Here is a 19004-nt window from a genome sequence, read left to right on the forward strand (position 1 = left end):
GATTAACGATGTTCGAGAGGTTCACCGACCGCGCGCGGCGGGTTGTCGTCCTGGCTCAGGAAGAAGCCCGGATGCTCAACCACAACTACATCGGCACCGAGCACATCCTCCTGGGCCTGATCCACGAGGGTGAGGGTGTCGCCGCTAAGGCCCTGGAGAGCCTCGGGATTTCGCTCGAGGCGGTCCGCCAGCAGGTGGAGGAGATCATCGGGCAGGGGCAGCAGGCCCCGTCCGGGCACATCCCCTTCACCCCCCGTGCCAAGAAGGTCCTGGAGCTCTCGCTCCGAGAGGCCCTTCAGCTGGGCCACAACTACATCGGCACGGAGCACATCCTGCTCGGCCTGATCCGTGAGGGCGAGGGCGTCGCCGCCCAGGTCCTGGTCAAGCTGGGCGCCGATCTCAACCGGGTGCGGCAGCAGGTCATCCAGCTGCTCTCCGGATACCAGGGCAAGGAGACCGCCACCGCCGGCGGTCCTGCCGAGGGCACGCCCTCCACGTCCCTGGTCCTCGACCAGTTCGGCCGGAACCTCACCCAGGCCGCTCGTGAGTCCAAGCTCGACCCGGTCATCGGGCGCGAGAAGGAGATCGAGCGGGTCATGCAGGTGCTGTCCCGCCGCACGAAGAACAACCCGGTCCTGATCGGTGAGCCCGGCGTCGGCAAGACCGCCGTCGTCGAGGGCCTCGCCCAGGCCATCGTCAAGGGCGAGGTGCCCGAGACCCTCAAGGACAAGCACCTCTACACCCTGGACCTCGGCGCCCTGGTCGCAGGATCGCGCTACCGCGGTGACTTCGAGGAGCGCCTGAAGAAGGTCCTCAAGGAGATCCGCACCCGCGGCGACATCATCCTGTTCATCGACGAGCTGCACACGCTCGTGGGCGCGGGTGCCGCCGAGGGCGCGATCGACGCGGCTTCCATCCTGAAGCCGATGCTGGCCCGCGGTGAGCTCCAGACCATCGGCGCCACCACGCTCGACGAGTACCGCAAGCACCTGGAGAAGGACGCCGCTCTCGAGCGCCGCTTCCAGCCCATCCAGGTCGCGGAGCCGTCGCTGCCGCACACCATCGAGATCCTCAAGGGCCTCCGCGACCGGTACGAGGCGCACCACCGCGTCTCCATCACCGACGAGGCCCTGGTCCAGGCCGCCACCCTGGCCGACCGGTACATCTCGGACCGCTTCCTGCCGGACAAGGCGATCGACCTGATCGACGAGGCCGGATCCCGGATGCGCATCCGCCGGATGACCGCGCCGCCGGACCTCCGCGAGTTCGACGAGAAGATCGCGGGCGTCCGCCGCGACAAGGAGTCGGCCATCGACTCCCAGGACTTCGAGAAGGCCGCTTCCCTGCGTGACAAGGAGAAGCAGCTCCTGGCCGCCAAGGCCAAGCGCGAGAAGGAGTGGAAGGCCGGCGACATGGACGTCGTCGCCGAGGTCGACGGCGAGCTGATCGCCGAGGTCCTCGCGACCGCCACCGGCATCCCGGTCTTCAAGCTGACCGAGGAGGAGTCCTCCCGGCTGCTGCGCATGGAGGACGAGCTCCACAAGCGCGTCATCGGCCAGAAGGACGCCGTCAAGGCGCTCTCGAAGGCGATCCGGCGTACGCGAGCGGGTCTGAAGGACCCCAAGCGCCCCGGTGGCTCGTTCATCTTCGCGGGCCCGTCCGGTGTCGGTAAGACCGAGCTGTCCAAGGCCCTCGCCGAGTTCCTCTTCGGTGACGAGGACGCGCTGATCTCCCTCGACATGTCGGAGTTCAGCGAGAAGCACACGGTCTCGCGCCTCTTCGGCTCGCCCCCCGGCTACGTCGGGTACGAAGAGGGCGGTCAGCTCACGGAGAAGGTCCGCCGCAAGCCGTTCTCGGTCGTCCTCTTCGACGAGGTCGAGAAGGCCCACCCGGACATCTTCAACTCGCTGCTCCAGATCCTGGAGGACGGTCGTCTGACCGACTCCCAGGGCCGGGTCGTGGACTTCAAGAACACGGTCATCATCATGACGACCAACCTCGGCACGCGGGACATCTCCAAGGGCTTCAACCTGGGCTTCGCCGCCCAGGGCGACACGAAGTCCAACTACGAGCGCATGAAGAACAAGGTCTCGGACGAGCTCAAGCAGCACTTCCGGCCCGAGTTCCTCAACCGCGTGGACGACGTCGTCGTCTTCCCGCAGCTGAGCCAGGGCGACATCCTCGAGATCGTCGACCTCATGATCGGCAAGGTGGACGAGCGCCTGAAGGACCGGGACATGGGCCTCGAGCTCTCCCAGTCCGCGAAGGAGCTCCTCGCCAAGAAGGGGTACGACCCCGTCCTGGGTGCCCGGCCGCTGCGCCGCACCATCCAGCGCGAGGTCGAGGACACGCTCTCCGAGAAGATCCTCTTCGGTGAGCTGCGCCCCGGCCACATCGTGGTCGTCGACACGGAGGGCGAGGGCGAGAACGCCACGTTCACCTTCCGCGGCGAGGAGAAGGCGGCGCTCCCGGACGTGCCGCCGATCGAGTCCGCCGGCAGCGGCGGGCCGAACCTGAGCAAGGAGGCGTAGCCCGCACAGGGCGCGCAGCGGGGCTGCCCCGGACCGAGCAATCGGTCCGGGGCAGCCCCTTTTCCCATGCGTTTCCACGGTCTCCATGCCTTTCCACGGTCTCCACGTATGTGCACGGCTTCCACACTCCGGTTTTCCACGGCTTCCACGGTCCGGCGTTTCCCGGCGGTGGGGGATCTCGTTGGGCCCCGAGCGGCACGCTTCCGCTGTGGCCCAGAGGGCGCGTTCCCGAACCCCCCACGCCCGATGAACGGAGACGCCCAGTGCGCATGACCGACCTCCAGCGCTGCGAGGTACGCCCAGGACGACTCGTCGAATGGACACTCGACCCGGCGACGGTCGACCGGGCGGCCGACCTGCCGGACGACTCCCGGCCACCGGCGTACGTCCAGGAGTCCCACGTCCGGACGGCGCGGGCCGTGCGCGCGGACGGACTGTTCGTGCCGACCTGGCTCGGTACGGCCTTCGACATTCCGGGCGCCGTCGATCTCGACGTACTCCAGGACGCCCTGCGGAACTGGACGCTCCGGCATGAGACGCTGCGCAGCGGATTCCGCTGGGTCGGTGATGAGATGCGCCGGTTCACCTTCGCCGCCGAAGCCGTGTCGCTGCGCCGCGAAGTCGTCGGCGACTTCCCCGACGCGGACAAACTGGTCCAGCGGCTCCAGGACCGCTTCGACGTGGTCGCGGACGCGCTCAACTGGCCGAACTTCCTCTACACGGCGGTGGTGCGGGAGGACTGCACGAGCGTGTACCTGGCGTTCGACCACAGCAATGTCGACTCGTACTCCCTTCAGCGGATCCCCGCCGAGATCCATGAGCTTTACGCGGCCGGTCTGGAAGGCCGCACTGTGGAGCGGACGCCGATCAGCAGTTACATCGACTTCTGCGAGAGCGAGCGCGCGGACGCGGACCGTATCGACGGAACGCACGCGATCGTCGACCGGTGGCGGGAATTCATCAAACGGTGCGGGGGAAAGCTGCCGGAATTCCCCGTCGATCCCGGCCTTGATCCCGCCGCCCCGATGCCCACCCAGAAACTCATGCAGGAGAAGCTCGTGGACGCGGACGACGCCGCCGCGTTCGAGGCGTACTGCCGTCCCTTCGGCGGGACCCTCGTCGGCGTCCTCGCCGCCACCAGTCTCATCGCCCACGAGATCAGCGGGCAGCCCGTCTACCGCACGATCGTGCCGTTCCACACCCGCGTGAAGTCGCAGTGGCTGGACTCCGTGGGCTGGTACGTCGGTGGCGCGCCCATCGAGGTTCCCGCGGCGCGGGCGCGTGACTTCGAGAGCGCCCTGCACTGTGTGCGCGGGGAGCTGCGGGCCAACAGGTCACTGGCGCGGATGCCCATCGCCCGGGTCCTGCGGCTGCTCGGCTCGGAGTTCCGGCCGACGTCGTCCGACCTGTACTCGATCGTCTCGTTCGTGGACGCCCGGAGCATCGTCGGCTCCGCGCGCTGGGCCGAGCTGAAGGCGTACGGCCTGGTCAGGGTGTCGTACGGGGACAAGGCGTGCGCCTGGGTCAACCGGCTCCACGAGGGCCTGCAGTTCGCGGGCCGCTACCCGGACACCGACCTCGCGGCCAAGAACATGCGGCTGTACGTCGAGCGGCTGCGGGAAACCGTCGTCGCCGTGGCCCGCCACGGCGCGCGGGCCGGCGGTGGCTCAACGGTGCCCCGCCCCCGCCGCGTCGACACCGTGTCCGTCGAGACGTAGGAAGTCCAGGCGGAACGGGTCCCCGGCCAGCTCCGCGAGCGCGGGGGAGCCCTCCGGGAGCGTCACGTCCAGGTCCAGCGGGGCACCCGCCCGCGTGCGGTGCCGGTGCTCGCGGATCGCCCGGTCCAGGTCGGCGCGCGACCAGCCGTGCCGGACCGCCTCGACGGCGTAGAACTCCAGCTCCGCGCGGGTCTCCAGGCGCTCCATCAGGACGGTGATGTGGCCCCAGGGGAGCTGCGCGACGGGGCGCTGCGCGATCTGGCCCGGCCAGGTGCGGGCCAGCTTGCGCATGTGCGTCAGGTTCCGCCGGGAGAAGCCGCGTTGGGTCGGGTGGGCCGCCTTCAGGTCGGCGGCGAGGCGCGCCACGAGGTCCGTGTCCCGGCCCGCCTCCTCCTGGCCCACCCGCTCCTGCCGGGCCAGGAGAAGCCTGCCGATCTGCCAGTAAGCCTGCACCAGCTCGGCGTTCACGGCCCGCTGAGCACGCGTGTGCGCGGCCGCGACGCCGCCGCCGGCCTGCGCCAACAAGTCGTCGTACGCCGACGGGACGGGGTCCGGTGGGGCGGAGGCCATGGTGTCGGTGTCCTTGCGCATGGGGTCGAGGGTCGCTCGGGGGGTGGGGTCCGGGAGGGGGATCGGGGGTGGATCATCCGAACGTGTGGGGGTGGGGTGGGTGTTCGGGTCGGGGGGCTCAGTACGGCTCGACCGTGAAATCGACGGGCGATGAACGGACTTGGCCATCCCAAGGGGCCGGGACGAGCAGGCGGCCGAGGCGGGGAAAGAGCGTCTGGACGCGTTCCACGTCGATCGTTTCCAGGCCCGCCTTGTCCACACCTCTGAGGATCAGCTCCGTGACGCCGGGCAGGGATGGTCCGGACGGCGCGTGGCCGGGGCCGTCGACGTGTGCGGACAGGGTGCCGAGGTGCGTGGCCGCGAGGATCAGGGAGGTGTCTTCGCACCCGGTGAGCAGGCGGGACGCGGCCTTGCCCGACACCGACTCGCGGATGTCCAGGAGCCTGGTGCGCAGGCCGAGCCTCAAGAACTCTTCGACCTGCTCGTCCGTGCGGAGCGTGAAGTACGTACTGTCGTCGTCGAGCTTGCTGATCACGGCGTCCGCGTACGACCGGCAGTCGAAGCGGCTCCAGCCCCAGATCAGCTGTCTGCGCACGCCGTAGTTGGGGTCGTCCGCGTACCGGGCGAGGAGCGGGATCGCCGCCTCCGAGTTGACATGGGTCGCCGCGACCGCGACAAGCCGCGCCTCCTCCTCGCTCAGGCCCTCAAGGCCCGGCAGCAGATCAAGGACCACCGGCCCCACCGCCCCCAACTCCCGCGCGTCCACGGTTGTCCGCGGCGGAATCAGCTCAGCCGTCCTCCGCTCCACCTCCGCCCGCACCGCCGGGGCCAGCTCCGCCGCGTGCTCCAGGCAGGCCGCGGCGAGGAGGTGCGCCCGCTTGCGGGCGGGGGAGCCATCGGCGTAGGAATCCCCCCGCGCCAGCAAGTCCCCCAGCAACTCCGCCCGTTCCCGCGGCCGGGCCTGCGCCACCGCCATGCGGATGACGTCCTCCCACTGGTCGTCCGCCGCGTGCCCGGCGAGTACGCCGAAGTCGCCCTCCTCCACCGCGGCCCGCGCGCCCAGGAAGTCCTGGAAGGTGCGGTGCACGAACTCGACCGTCCCCGGGCCGGGTTCGCGGAGCAGACCGCTGCGGTGGAGGAAGTGGGTGTAGACGGCCTCCGCGTCGCCCAGGGCGGCGAGTTCCGGTACGGCGGGCAGCGCGTCGCCGATGATCGTGGTGGCGCGCGTGCGGTCCATCGCCGTACGGCCGTTGCGGATCAGCCAGTACGCGAGCCGCTGGAGGAGCTGGAGCTGGGGCTCCTCGCGGAGTTCGGGCACGGCCATGTGGCGTTCGCGGTCGCGGCGGATCAGGAGCATGGACAGGGCGGCCGTGTAGAGGTCCTTGCGGCCGAGGGGGAGGAAGCCGCGGCGGTCGCGGTGCAGGGCGCAGACGAGGCCGCACATCAGCGGGTTGGTGGCGAGCAGACCCAGGTCGGGCTTGGTCCGCACGGCTTCGAGGAGCTGGGACTCGTACGCGCGCAGGGCCAGGTCGTCCTCCGCGCCCGTCGCCGCCGCCGTGTGCCAGCGCCGGATGAACGCGGTCACGTCCGCGCCGCTCATCGGCGCGAGCGTCAGCTCGGTGAAGTCCTCGTCGGTGAGCCAGTCCTCCCGGACGGCGGAGGGCCGGGACGTCACCAGCCAGCGGTTGCCGGGGTAGGCCTCGATCAGGTCCGCGAGCCACGCGCGGGTGCGGGCGCGCTCCCCGTCGGGGACCTCGTCGATGCCGTCGACCAGGACCAGGGCGCGGGCCGAGGTCAGGACGCGGGCCTCCCAGCCGTCGGGCTGCGTGCCCGCGAGGGGGGAGCCGACGGCGGACAGGAAGTCCTTGGGGGCGGGGAGGCGCTCGCCGTGGCGGGTGAGGGTGCGCAGGGGCAGGACGTAGGGGACGCGGTCGTGGAGGTAGGCCATGCGCCCCTCGCCCGAGCCCGGGTCCTGGCGGGCCGCGGAGACCGCGAGCCACTGGATCAGGGTGGTCTTGCCGGAGCCCGCCTCGCCGCGCAGGAGCACCCGGTCGTGGGTGGCGAGGGCCTCGTCGGCGGGGCGGGGCGCCGGGTCGAGGTGGGCCTCGAAGACCTGGTGCCAGTCGTCTCCGACCCGGACGTCGCCCAGGTGCCGTCCGTGCTCGGTGGCGGTCAGGCTCAGATAGGCCGCGTCCAGGGGCCACTTGCCGGGCGAGTCGGCGAGGTCGATGCCGAAGATCGTGAGCTTGCCGTGCTTCTTCGCGATGTACGCGAGGTACCGCTGCTCGAAGGCCGCGTCCCGCGCGCCGGGGAGGGGGTCCCGGGCGATCAGCTCGTCCACTTTGACTATGAGTTCCGCCTGGCGGCGGCTCTGCTCGACGAGGGTGCGGGCGACGAACGTGGACCGCTGGGTGAAGAAGTTCAGGATGTGCAGGCAGGCCGTGTCGAGAAGGCGCTGGTGGAGGTGGGCGGCGTCCGCCGAGAGGTCCCGGGTCGCGTCCCCGTCCGCCCGCCGCAGCCTGGCCGCCAGCTCCTCGTGGCCCAGGGACACCGCCTCCGCGTCGGTGAGGGTGAGGGTGCCGAGGGCGAGCAGCGTCCGGGTCAGGGCGTGGCCGACGGCTTCCTCCTCGTCGTGGGGGAGGGGGCGCTCGCCGGTGCGCACGGCCTGGCGGACCAGGGCGGTGACGAGGCGGCGCACGTCCTGCTCGGCGAGGTCGCGCCGCTCGCCGCGGAAGGACACCAGGGCGTCGATCCGTACGGGCTCCGCCACCAGGCCCGCGCCCGGCCCGGGTCGTACGAAGAGCTTCCTGATCAGCGGGGTGACGACACCGGACGCGATACGGACGCCAATGGCCGCGGGATCCATGGCCGAGAGCGTAGTGGGCGTCACATCCGCGGGTGGTGGATCTTCCGCTCCGGTGACATGACGCACAGGGCATACATCACATACGAGGCGGATTAGTGGTGCTTTTCGGCCGCCCGGACGGGACTTTCGGCCTGGAACCGGCGGCTTCGGCGGCCGTCGCGGGCGGGCCCCGGTACGGCCGCCGCTAGTAGAGGGGCGTTTTGGGGCCGGGACGGGGTGGGGGTTACCAAGGGATGGCCGTCCGGCATGCGCAGTGAGCGTGCCGGATTCCCTTTTGCCCGCAGCACCCCCGTACAGCCGGTACGCCCCGTGCCGCCGTCCCCCTGCCTTGCCCCGGAGGTTCCCCCATGTCGAAGCGCGCCAAGTCCCACCATTCCGGCCCGTCCCTGCGTCGCACCCGGGCGGCCGTCGTCGCCGCCGGTGTCGGCGTCACGACGGTGCTCGGAGCCGGGATCGCGGCCGCCGCCGACACCAAGGGCGGGGAGCGGTCCGTGACCGCGTCCTCCGTGGGCGCGCAGGCCGTCGCCCAGGCCAAGGCCGCCGAGCAGGCGAAGCAGGCCGTGGCGAAGAAGGCCGAGCGGGCCAAGCTGGCCGCCGCGAAGAAGGCCGCCGCCTGGCAGGACCCGGTCGACAACTACCGCCTGTCCGCGAGCTTCGGCCTCGGCGGCAACATGTGGTCCCACAAGCACTCCGGCCAGGACTTCGCCGTGCCGGTCGGCACCGTCGTCAAGGCCGTGCACGCCGGTACCGTCGTCAAGGCCGGCGGCAACGGCGCCGGTGACGGCCCCGCGTACGGCAACGCCGTGGTGATCAAGCACGCCAACGGCACGTTCTCGCAGTACGCGCACCTGTCGAAGGTCGAGGTCCGCCCGGGCCAGGCCATCACCACCGGCCAGCGCATCGCCCTGTCCGGCAACACCGGCAACTCCAGCGGCCCGCACCTGCACTTCGAGATCCGCACGACGCCGAACTACGGCTCGGCCGTCAACCCGGTCGCGTTCCTGCGTGGGCAGGGCGTCCGCGTCTGACCCCGTTCCCGCGCGAGCAGAGCCCGCGTAAGCGGGGCGTCCGCGTCTGATCCCCCGCGTGTGACGCCCCGGCTCAGGTGCCGTTGTGCGCCTGGGTCACCAGATCGATGGCGACTTCGAGGATGGCTTTCCGCTTCTCCTCGGGGTCGCCATCGTTGCCTTTCAGGACGAACATGCCGCCGTGCATGGTGAACAGCGCGCTGAAGCAGCGCACCTGCGCGGTCATCGGCGTCGACGGGTCGTCGTGGCTGAGGATCTCCAGGAGTTGGAGCATCCGGTCCTTGAAGCTCTCACCCGTCTTCAGGTCGCGCATCGTCGCCTGGTTCTCCTGCATGAAGCGGAAGAGCGGGGCGGCGTCGGTGAGGATCTCGCTGTAGCGGGTCAGGATCGCGCGCTTGGTCTCCAGCGTGCGCGGCTGCTCCTTGCCCCAGACGATCAGCTCGTCGATGGGCCGCGTCAGATCGTCGAAGATGCTGGTGAGGATGTCCTCTTTGGTCTTGAAGTGGTAGTACAGGGCCGCTTTCGTGACATCCAGGCGCTCCGCGATCTCGCGCAGTGAGGTCTTCTCGTACCCCTGCTCGGCGAAGAGTTCGAGCGCCACGTCCTGAATGCGCTGGCGGGTGTCCCCGCGGCGCCGCTGCCTGCCTGTGCTGCTCATGGTGGCGATCCTCGCACTTCTCCCCGGCACCGCCAGAACTTACTTGACGCCCGGCTAGTTAGGGGTCTACTTTCCCCTACTGTAGCCAACTTGCCGGGCGGCAAGTAAGTAGCGGGGAGTGGTGACCATGGCAGGGAAATCGGTGACGGACCAGGGCGCGGCGGCCGAGCCGCGGCCACGCAGCGTACGGGTGGTGATCTTCGCGCTGATGGTCGCGATCCTGCTCGCGATGCTCGACAACATGATCGTGGCCCCCGCGATGCCGACGATCGTCGGTGACCTCGGCGGCCTGGAGCACCTGTCGTGGGTCGTGACCGCGTACACCCTCGCGACCGCGGCCTCCACCCCGATCTGGGGCAAGATCGGCGACATGTACGGGCGCAAGGGCGCCTTCCTCGCCTCCATAGTGATCTTCCTGGTCGGCTCCGCGCTCAGCGGACTCGCCCAGGACATGGGGCAGCTCATCGGCTTCCGGGCGATCCAGGGGCTCGGCGCGGGCGGCCTGATGGTCGGCGTCATGGCGATCATCGGGGAACTGGTGCCGCCGCGGGAGCGCGGCAAGTACATGGGCATGATGACCGGCGTGATGGCGGTCGCGATGATCGGCGGTCCGCTCGTCGGCGGCACCCTCACCGACCACCTCGGCTGGCGCTGGGCCTTCTACATCAACCTGCCGCTCGGCATCGTCGCCCTGTTCATGGTGAGCGCCGTGCTGCACCTGCCGAAGAAGCGCGCCGAGGGCCGCATCGACTACCTCGGCGCCGCGCTGCTGACCATCGGCATCACCTCGTTCGTCCTCGTCACCACCTGGGGCGGTACGGAGTACGCCTGGGGCTCGGCCGTGATCATGGAGCTGATCGGGCTCGGCGCCGCCGCCCTCGTCGGCTTCTGGTTCGTCCAGCAGAAGGCCGCCGAGCCGGTCATGCCGCTGCACATCTTCCGCAGCCGCAACTTCTCCCTGATGTCCGTGATCGGCTTCCTCACCGGCTTCGTGATGTTCGGCGCGATGCTCTTCCTGCCGCTCTACCAGCAGGCCGTACAGGGCGCGTCGGCCACCAACTCCGGGCTGCTCCTGATGCCGATGCTGCTCGCGATGATGGCGGTCTCCATGGTCGCGGGGCGGTTCACCACCGCCACCGGCAAGTACAAGGTGTTCCCGATCGCCGGCAGCGTCCTGATGGCCGTCGGGCTCTTCATGCTCGCGCAGATGGACACCGACACCTCGCGCGTCACGACCGGGACCTACATGGCCGTGCTCGGCGCCGGCATGGGCTGCCTGATGCAGATCACCATGCTGGTCGCGCAGAACAGCGTCGAGATGAAGGACATGGGCGTCGCCTCGTCCTCGGCAACGCTGTTCCGCACCCTCGGCTCGTCCTTCGGTGTCGCGATCATGGGCGCCCTGTTCAACAACCGCGTCCAGGACGAGATGGCCGAGGCCGGGGGCGGCGGCGTCGCCAAGGTCACCGAGCACTCCGCCCAACTGGACGCGGCGAGCCTCGCCAAGCTCCCGGAGGCGGCGCGGGAGGCCTACCAGCACGCGGTGTCCGCCGGTACGCACGTGGCGTTCCTGCTCGCCGCCGCGATGGCCGCGGCCGCGCTGATCGCCGCGTTCTTCGTGAAGGAGACGCCGCTGCGGGGCGCGGCCCCCGCGGACAAGAAGCCGGCCGGTGACGCGGATGGGGACTCCGCGCGCGGCGAGCGGGAGCCGGTTGCAGAGGCCGTCTGACCCGCTGGTCCGCCCGGTCCGCGGCCCCCCGGCACTTCGGTGCCGGGGGGCCGTTGTCAGTGCCGCGTGCCAGCATCGAAGGCGTGGAGAGACTCCGCCGGCTCCGCGTCGCCAAGGACGCGATGGACCGCGACTGGGCCGACCCCGCCCTCGACCTGACCGCGGTCGCCGCCCACGCGGGCTACTCGCGCCATCACTTCCTGCGCGCCTTCAAGGAGGCGTACGGGGAGACGCCCGGGCAGTATCTGTCGCGCCGCCGCATCGAGCGGGCCGAGGACATGCTCCGCTCGGCCGACCTCTCCGTGACGGACATCTGCATGCTGGTCGGCTTCACCAGCGTCGGCACGTTCTCGTCGTCCTTCAAGCGCCAGACCGGCCTCACCCCGAGCGAGTACCGCGCCGAGCACGTGGGGCGCGGCGCCGCGCTGCGCACGGACGACGTCCACGGGGACTACGAGAAGCTGAAGGCGCGCGGCGTGGAGTTCCTCCAGGAGCCGCAGGAGCGTCCGTACGGAGTGGAGGCGATCTTCCGCGACGACTCCGGCAACTGGTTCTCGTTCACCCAGGAGCGCGAGGGCGACCTCGACCTGGACAAGGACTGGGGCTGCTGAGCGCTCCACTGGAAGTCCGGTATGCCACCCGCGGGTGCGTCGTGGCTGGTCGCGCGGTTCCCCGCGCCCCTTCGGCGCACGGTCCGCGCACCGGGCTTCCCCGGACCGGCTCAACCCCGGTCGGCTACTTCTGCCACTTCGCGGGCTTCTCCGGCAGTTGCAGCATCGGATAGCTCCCGGTGTTGGTCGGCGCGTGCTCCGGCAGCCACAGGACCGCCACCGCCCCCTCGGCGGCCTCCTCCGGCGAGGCCCCCGGCGGCCGGATGTTGCGGAAGGTGAGGCGGGCGCCGAGCACCCGTGCCTGCCCGGCCGCGATCGTCAGGCCCAGGCCGTGCCCACGCCCCGCCCGGTCCGCGGAGCCGGTGCGGAAGCGGGAGGGGCCCTCGGCGAGCAGCGTCTCGGGGAAGCCGGGGCCGTGGTCGCGCACCCGGACCACCCGGCCCTCGACGCTGACCTCGATGGGCGGCTTGCCGTGCTTGGCGGCGTTGGCGACGAGGTTGCCGAGGATGCGTTCCAGACGGCGCGGGTCGGTGGTGACCTCCGACTCGTGCACGATCGTCACCCGCACGTCGTGGCTCAGCAGGGCCATGCGGCGGCTGACGAACTCGCCGAGCGTGATGTCCTGCAGCTCGGCCCGCTCGGACGCGGAGTCGAGGCGGGCCACTTCCAGTACGTCCTCGACGAGCGTGCGCATGGCCTGCGCCCGGTCCTTGACCAGCTCGGTCGGCCGCCCCGGCGGCAGCAGCTCGGCGGCGGTGAGCAGCCCGGTCACGGGGGTGCGCAGCTCGTGCGCGATGTCGGCGGTGACCCGGCGCTCGGCTTCGAGGCGCTGCTTGAGCGCGTCGGCCATGGCGTCCACGGCCTCGGCGAGGTCGTCGGTCTCGTCGCGGACGTACCCGCCGATGGCGTCGCGTACGGACACGTCGGTGTTGCCCTGGGCCAGCTCGCCCGCGGCCGTCGCCGCCTTGCGCAGGCGCCGGGCTATCTGGCCGCCGATGAGCACGCCGAGCGCGCAGCCGCCGAAGACGACCGTGATGGAGCCGATGACGAGGGCCTGGTCGAGGTCCTTCATGATCGTGGTGTTGCGGTCGGCGAAGCGGCTGTGCACCGAGAGGACGTGGCCGTCGCTGAGCGGCACGGCGCCCCAGATGTCGGGCACGCCGTCGCCGTGCTCCTGCACGAAGGTGGCGCGGCGGCCGGTGAGGACCTTCTGCCGCAGTTCCTTCGGGAGCTGCGGGTCGTCGATCTTGGTGCCGTAGATGGCGTTGGTCGTGCGGCGCGCCTCGTAGTTGCGCTGGGCGATCTGGACGCGCTCGTCCTGGAGGTCGCGGGCGTTGTCGAGCATCGACACCCAGGCGGCGTTGTGCACGACGAGGCTCAGCGCCACCGCGACGAGCGCGCCGACCAGGCCGATGGCGGCGGCGATCTTCCAGCGCACGCCGGTGCGCAGCCGGGCGCCGACCAGCGACCGCAGCCGCTCCGGCCACGACAGGTCCCGCGGTCCGCGCGGTCCGCGTGGCCCGCCCGGCCGCCGCAGCCGCGCCCGCAGCCCTCGCAGCCGCCCCCGCGGCCCGTCACCGGACGCGAACCGGGCCCGCGCCCCCTCGCCGGACGCGGACCGCGCCCCGTTCATGCCCCTGCCCATGGCAGACCCCTGTGTCCCCCCACGCCGCGAGCTCACGCCTTGAGCTTGTATCCGAACCCGCGGACCGTCTCGATGCGGTCCTGCCCCACCTTCGTCCGCAGCCGCTGCACATGCACGTCGACGACGCGCGTGTCGCCGCCCCAGCCGTAGTCCCAGACGCGCTCGAGGAGCTTGTCGCGGGACAGCACGGTGCCGGGCGCGGAGGAGAACTCCAGGAGCAGCCGCATCTCCGTCGGCGTGAGCGCGACGGGCTCGCCGCCCCGGCGCACCTCCATGCCCTCGGTGTCGATCTCCAGGTCGCCGAAGCTCAGCACGCCGCCGTCGGGGCTCTGGCCCCGCTCGGCGGCGGGCGCGGCCGAGCCGGGGCCGCTGGCGTGCCCGAAGCGCCGAAGGACGGCGCGGATGCGGGCCACCAGGACGGCGCCGTCGAACGGCTTGGTCACGTAGTCGTCGGCGCCCGCCTCCAGGCCGAGGACGACGTCGATGGAGTCCGCCCGCGCCGACAGCATGATCACCGGCACCGTCGACTCGTCCCGGATGCGGCGGCAGAGGCTGACGCCGTCGAGGCCGGGCACCATCACGTCGAGCAGGGCGATGTCGGGCCGGTCCGCCCGGAACGCCTCGAGGCCCGACAGGCCGTCGGGCATGGCGGTGACCTCGAAGCCGTCGCGCTCCAGGGCGAGTTGCGTGGCCTCGCGGATGACGTCGTCGTCCTCGACGAACAGGACATGGGTGTGTTCTGCCATCGGGTGCTCTCAGTTCCGGTCTCGGTTCAGGGGCGGTCGGGGGTCCGGGGGCCGGGGGCGGCCCGGGCTCGGGTGGCGGTCAGGTCCGTGTGTCAGTCCGACGACGGCTTGGACGTCTCGCCGTCCGCCGTGGTGCTGTAGTTGTTGCGGGTGCGGTTCTGCTCGGTGAAGTGGCTCGTCGACCAGCGGTAGGTGATGATCTCTTCTCCCGTCGGGTCCGCCACCGAGCCGTCCTTGCCGAACAGCTGCTTGCTGAGGACCAGGTCGCCGCGGTCGATCTCGGCGTACACGGGCGGCTGCTCGTCGGCGAAGACATTCTCGTACTTCTTGCCGTCGGGGCGATACACGTAACTGCCGATGCCCACCCTGTCGCCGCAGGTCAGGACGTTCACGACGACGTCGTCCGACGCTGCTCCGGTCAGGTTGCCGTAGGCGACGTCGACCGGGTACTCGTCGGCGGCGCACGGCTTCAGGTCGCGCTTGACGGCCAGGCTGACCTTCGGGTCGTCCTTGACGAGCTGGACCGCGTCGACGCTCTTCGGGGTCGGCGACGGGGCGGCCGACGGAGCGGTGGACGGCACGGCGCCGACGTGTGCCGGGCCCTCGTCGCGGGTGCCGGAGCCGCCCGTGGAGCAGCCGGTCACGGCGAGCGAAAGGCCGAGGGCGGCGAGCACGGCCACCGCCGCACTCCCCGCCTTCCACTCTTTCGTGTCCCGGCCTGCTGGTCCGGTCCGGGCACTCAGGCCGCGCAACGCTCCCGCTCCTCACGTTCGAACATCCGCGCAGCAGGCCCTGCCGACTCGTCGGCGGCACGGCTCTCCAGCTCCTGGCGGAGCCGTGCGAGCGCGCGGTGCAGCGTGCTCTTGACCGTGCCGGCCGACATGCCGAGTGCGGCGGCCGTCTCCTCGGTGGACATCTGCTCCCAGTGTCGCAGCACCACGACGCTGCGCTGCTTGGGGGCGAGCACCTTCATGATGTCCATCAGCAGGGCGCGGTCCGCGTGCTGCTCCGTGGAGTCGTCGACGCAGGCGTCCGGCAGCTGCTCGGTGGGCACCTCTTCGAGCTTGCGGGCGCGCCACCACTCGGTCCGCGTGTTGATCATGACGCGGCGCAGGTAGGCGTCCGCGAGCCGCTTGTCGGCTATGCCGTCCCAGCGGCCGTAGGTCCGTACGAGCGCCGTCTGCAGCAGGTCCTGGGCGTCGACCGGGTCAGGGACGAGCCGCCGGGCGCTGCGCAGCAGGGCGTCCTGCCGAGTGCGGACGTACTCTTCGAACTCGAGCACCTCGCCGTGCGCCATACCCAACCGCCTCCGATCCCGTTCATCCCCGGCTGCCCCCGGCCGATTCCCGGGTGCCTCTCGACCGCTGATCCCTTGCCTGTGCGGTACGGGTAAGAAGTTACGGAGGGCGTGTCACGGCGTTGTGCGGAGCAGCCAGCGGCGGACGCACGGCTGTACGTAGGTTGTGTAACAGAAGTAGGCCGGACGTAAACCAGCAGGCGGGTGTGGGCGTGGATGCCCTTTTTGTCGCCGGTTTCGTCGCTGTTTCCTGTCAGCGGGCTGTGATGTGAAGGCCGGGCCCGGCAGACGTCAGGTCAGCGGCAGCCGGTAGTACCCGTCCGGCAGCGGCTCCACCAGGCCGTCGGAGACCAGGCCGTCCAGCGCGCGGCCCCGCTGCACCGGCTCGTCCCACACCCGGTCGAGCGCGGACTGCGGCACCGGCGAGACGGCCTCGCGCAGCACCGCGAGGAGCTTGCCGCGGACCTGGCGGTCGGTGCCCGCGTACGTCTGGCCGCGGCGGGCGGGCCCCTCGTGCGCGGGCTTCCCGGCCGCCAGCCAGGCGCACTGCGCGGCCAGCGGACAGCGCGCGCAGTTCTCGTTCTTGGCGCTGCACACCAGCGCGCCCAGCTCCATGGAGGCGGCGGCCCAGCGGGACGCGGTGCGCTCGTCCTCGGGCAGCAGCGCGCGGGCCAGCTTGCGCTCGGCCGCGGTGGTGGCGTTCGGCGGGTACTGCACGCCGGTCACGGCGCGCGCGAACACGCGCCGCACATTGGTGTCGAGCACGGCGTGCCGCTGCCCGTACGCGAACGAGGCGACGGCCGCGGCGGTGTACTCGCCGATGCCGGGCAGCGCGAGCAACTGCGCGTGCTGCGCCGGTACGTCGCCGCCGTGCCGCTCCGTTATGGCGACGGCCGCCCCGTGCAGCCGCAGCGCCCGCCGCGGATACCCGAGCCGCCCCCAGGCGCGCACGGCCTCCCCGGGCGCCTCCTTGGCCAGGTCGGCGGGGCGCGGCCAGCGGGCCAGCCACTGCTCGTACACGGGGAGCACCCGGCTCACCGGCGTCTGCTGCAGCATGAACTCACTGACCATGACCCCCCAGGGCCCGGCATCCTCCCGCCGCCACGGCAGATCACGCGCGTTGGCCTCGAACCAGGCGATGACAGGGGAGTGGAACTGCTCGTCCAGCGAACGGGCGTCGGCAGTGCCGGCGCTGACGAGATCGGCGGCGAGGGCGGTCGGCATGCCGACGATCCTGCCATGGTGGCGGTGGGGTACGCGCCAACGGCACGGCTGGCGCCCCTGGCGGGGCGGGGAGACCTGACGATCGGCAGGGGCGGCGGCCACCCCGCGGCACGTACCGTCGAGGGGGTGAAGAGCCCCCGCACGCTGGACGTCACCCTCTGGGCGGCCCTCGCCGTGCCCGCGGTGAGCGCCGACGCGATCGGGCTGAACGAGCCCCGCCCGCTGTGGGCCCAGTGCGCGGGCCTCGCGGTCCTGGCCGCGGCCACGGCGACCTGGCGTGCCCGCCCGGCCACCGCCTTCCTCCTCGCCGCCGCCCTCGCTCTCACCGCCCCCGCCCTGTTCTCGGTCTCGTACGGCCCGGCCCTCGCCGTCCTTGCGCTGCTGCTCGGCCGGCACGGCACCCGCGCCCGCCCGGCGCTGCTCGCCTTCGCGGCGGTCTGGGCGGCGGGCACGGTCAGGATCCTGGTCCGGGACGTGGACCCGGTCGTGGAGTGGCTCGTGCTCATGGGCACGCTGCTGTTCGGCGTGGTCTTCCCCTGGCTCGCGGGCCGCTACTGGCGCCAGGGCCGGGAGCTGGCCGCCGCGGGCTGGGCGCGCGCCGACCAGCTGGAGCGCGAGCAGCGCATCGTCGCCGACCGGGCCCGGCTGCGCGAACGCGCCCGCATCGCCCAGGACATGCACGACTCCCTCGGCCACGAACTGAGCCTGATCGCGGTCCGCGCGGGCGCCCTCCAGGTGGCCGCCGACCTCCCCGCCCACCACCGGGCCGCCGCGTCCGACCTGCGCGAAGCCGCCGCGACGGCCACCGACCGGCTGCGCGAGATCATCGGCGTGCTCCGGGACGAGGGCGACGAGACGGCCCCGCTGGCCCCGCCCGGCGAGACGGTGGCGCAACTGGTCGCGCGGGCGGCGGAGTCGGGCCTTCCCGTGCGGTACGAGGACGACGGCACCGAGGCGTCCGCCGGCGCCGGGCGCGTCGCGTACCGCGTGGTCCAGGAGGCCCTGACCAACGCCGCGAAGTACGCGCCGGGCGCCCCGGTCACCGTCACGGCCACCGGCACCGGCGCCACCACGACGATCGAGGTCACCAACGGCCCGCCCCCGCACGGCGATCCACCCCGGCAGGCCCCGCCGGAGGGCGGCTCGGGCCTGGCCGACCTGCGGGCCCGGGTCGCGGCGGGCGGCGGCACGCTGACGGCGGGTCCGCGGGGCGGCGGGTTCCGCGTCCGGGCGAGCCTGCCGGTGGCCGGAGCGGCACCCGGTCCGGGGGCGCCCGAGCCGACGCCCCCGCCCCCGGGCACCCTCCTCGCCCACGCCCGCCGCCGCACCGCCCTCACCTTCGGCGCCGCCGTCGCCATCGGCACCGTGCTCGTCGCGGGGGCGTTCACCTGGTACGCGTACACGAAGACGCACTCCGTCCTGCGGCCCGCCGACTACGCGGCCCTGCGCGTGGGCCAGCCGCGGTCCGAGGTCGCCGCCGTGCTCCCGGACCGGAGCGTCACGGACCCGCCGGTGGAGCGCGCGCCGACCCCGCCGCCCCCGGGCGCGGACTGCCGCTACTACCGCTCCAGCGGGGAGCTCTTCACCTCCCTCACGCACTTCAGGCTCTGCTTCGACGACGGAAGGCTGGTGGACAAGACAGTGATCCCCAAGGCGGGCGCGGACCGGAGCATGCGGCGGGAGGCGGCGTGGGCGCGGTGATCAGGGTCCTGCTCGCGGACGACGAGGCGATGATCCGCGCGGGCGTGAGCGCCATCCTCGCGGCGGGCACCGACATCGAGGTGGTCGCGGAGGCCGCCGACGGCCGCGAGGCGGTCGAACTGGCCCGGGCGCACCGCCCCGACGTGGCGCTCCTGGACATCCGGATGCCACGCCTCGACGGCCTGGCGGCGGGGGAGGAGATCGTACGGACCCTGCCGGGCACGGCGGTCGCCATGCTCACGACGTTCTCCGAGGACGCGTACGTGGCCCGGGCGCTCGGCGGCGGCGCCACCGGCTTCCTGCTGAAGTCCGGCGACCCGCACGAACTCATCGCGGGCGTACGGGCGGTGGCGGGCGGCGCCGCGTTCCTCTCGCCGCGGGTGGCGCGGCAGGTCATCGACGGCTTCGGCGCCCGCCGACTGGCGCGCGGAGCCGAAGCGCGCGCCCGCGTCGCGCTTCTGACGCCCCGTGAGCGCGAGGTGCTCGGCCTGGTCGGCGCGGGCCTGTCCAACCCGGAGATCGCCGCGCGCCTCCACCTGGTGGAGGGCACGGTCAAGGCGTACGTCAGCGCGGTCCTCGACCGCCTGGAGGTCAAGAACCGCGTCCGTGCGGCGGTCGTCGCGTACGAGGCGGGCCTGGTGACGGACGACGGCGCGGGGGAGCCGGCGCCGGGGTGAGGG

General features: G+C 72.0%; 15 protein-coding genes. 7 read left to right on the plus strand and 8 right to left on the minus strand.

The window, feature by feature from the left end; genetic code table 11:
- Positions 1–8 precede the first annotated feature (8 nt).
- Positions 9–2531, plus strand: coding sequence for an ATP-dependent Clp protease ATP-binding subunit (locus tag ACZ6BG_RS35550; RefSeq protein WP_030361019.1), 2523 nt, complete (start codon positions 9–11; stop codon positions 2529–2531).
- Between the two features lie 263 nt (positions 2532–2794).
- Positions 2795–4249: a condensation domain-containing protein gene (locus ACZ6BG_RS35555; protein WP_469009452.1), complete on the plus strand. Its 1455-nt coding sequence runs from the start codon at positions 2795–2797 to the stop codon at positions 4247–4249.
- Here the strand turns inward: ACZ6BG_RS35555 and ACZ6BG_RS35560 are convergent.
- Positions 4199–4840 (minus strand): DUF1016 N-terminal domain-containing protein, encoded by a 642-nt coding sequence (locus tag ACZ6BG_RS35560; RefSeq protein ID WP_469009455.1) that lies wholly within the window; start codon positions 4838–4840, stop codon positions 4199–4201. The genes ACZ6BG_RS35555 and ACZ6BG_RS35560 overlap by 51 nt on opposite strands.
- A 97-nt stretch (positions 4841–4937) precedes the next feature.
- Positions 4938–7685 (minus strand): NACHT domain-containing protein, encoded by a 2748-nt coding sequence (locus ACZ6BG_RS35565; protein ID WP_469009457.1) that lies wholly within the window; start codon positions 7683–7685, stop codon positions 4938–4940.
- Positions 7686–8032: 347 nt separating this feature from the next.
- Between ACZ6BG_RS35565 and ACZ6BG_RS35570 the strand changes: the two genes are divergently transcribed.
- The gene (locus ACZ6BG_RS35570; RefSeq protein WP_469009459.1) at positions 8033–8713 is read left to right on the plus strand and encodes a M23 family metallopeptidase; all 681 of its coding nucleotides are present in this window, start codon (positions 8033–8035) and stop codon (positions 8711–8713) included.
- Between the two features lie 73 nt (positions 8714–8786).
- Here ACZ6BG_RS35570 and ACZ6BG_RS35575 read toward each other — a convergent pair whose 3' ends face one another.
- Positions 8787–9371, minus strand: coding sequence for a TetR/AcrR family transcriptional regulator (locus ACZ6BG_RS35575; RefSeq protein WP_469009463.1), 585 nt, complete (start codon positions 9369–9371; stop codon positions 8787–8789).
- Positions 9372–9498: 127 nt separating this feature from the next.
- On the opposite strand from ACZ6BG_RS35575, the gene ACZ6BG_RS35580 reads away from it, so the two are divergent.
- Both ACZ6BG_RS35580 and ACZ6BG_RS35585 read left to right on the plus strand, forming a co-directional pair.
- On the plus strand, positions 9499–11100 hold the full coding sequence (locus ACZ6BG_RS35580) for an MDR family MFS transporter (RefSeq protein WP_469009466.1): 1602 nt from the start codon (positions 9499–9501) through the stop codon (positions 11098–11100).
- Positions 11101–11222: 122 nt separating this feature from the next.
- Entirely contained in the window at positions 11223–11711 is a 489-nt protein-coding gene (locus ACZ6BG_RS35585) for a helix-turn-helix domain-containing protein (protein WP_469009540.1), read from the plus strand.
- A 124-nt stretch (positions 11712–11835) separates the two neighbouring features.
- On the opposite strand, the gene cseC is transcribed toward ACZ6BG_RS35585, so the two are convergent.
- The 5 genes from cseC to ACZ6BG_RS35610 form a co-directional block, all read right to left on the minus strand.
- Complete coding sequence (gene cseC / locus ACZ6BG_RS35590; protein ID WP_469009468.1) at positions 11836–13356, minus strand: two-component system sensor histidine kinase CseC; 1521 nt, start codon at positions 13354–13356, stop codon at positions 11836–11838.
- A 32-nt stretch (positions 13357–13388) separates the two neighbouring features.
- Positions 13389–14102, minus strand: a complete 714-nt coding sequence (gene cseB, locus ACZ6BG_RS35595; RefSeq protein ID WP_469009470.1) for a two-component system response regulator CseB — start codon at positions 14100–14102, stop codon at positions 13389–13391.
- Positions 14103–14194: 92 nt separating this feature from the next.
- Complete coding sequence (locus ACZ6BG_RS35600) at positions 14195–14782, minus strand: hypothetical protein (protein WP_469009472.1); 588 nt, start codon at positions 14780–14782, stop codon at positions 14195–14197.
- 59 nt (positions 14783–14841) lie between these two features.
- Positions 14842–15399 carry a SigE family RNA polymerase sigma factor gene (locus ACZ6BG_RS35605; protein ID WP_030361008.1) on the minus strand — a complete coding sequence of 186 codons (558 nt, stop codon included), beginning with the start codon at positions 15397–15399 and terminating at the stop codon, positions 14842–14844.
- A gap of 291 nt (positions 15400–15690) precedes the next feature.
- Positions 15691–16623 (minus strand): HhH-GPD family protein, encoded by a 933-nt coding sequence (locus ACZ6BG_RS35610; protein WP_469009475.1) that lies wholly within the window; start codon positions 16621–16623, stop codon positions 15691–15693.
- A 126-nt stretch (positions 16624–16749) separates the two neighbouring features.
- Between ACZ6BG_RS35610 and ACZ6BG_RS35615 the strand changes: the two genes are divergently transcribed.
- Complete coding sequence (locus ACZ6BG_RS35615) at positions 16750–18324, plus strand: sensor histidine kinase (protein WP_469009477.1); 1575 nt, start codon at positions 16750–16752, stop codon at positions 18322–18324.
- A complete protein-coding gene (locus ACZ6BG_RS35620; protein ID WP_469009543.1) occupies positions 18321–19001 on the plus strand; it encodes a response regulator in 681 nt (226 codons plus the stop codon). The genes ACZ6BG_RS35615 and ACZ6BG_RS35620 overlap by 4 nt, the downstream gene beginning before the upstream one ends.
- The last annotated feature ends 3 nt before the right edge of the window (positions 19002–19004 follow it).

It is taken from the genome of Streptomyces sp. NPDC041205, assembly GCF_055591765.1.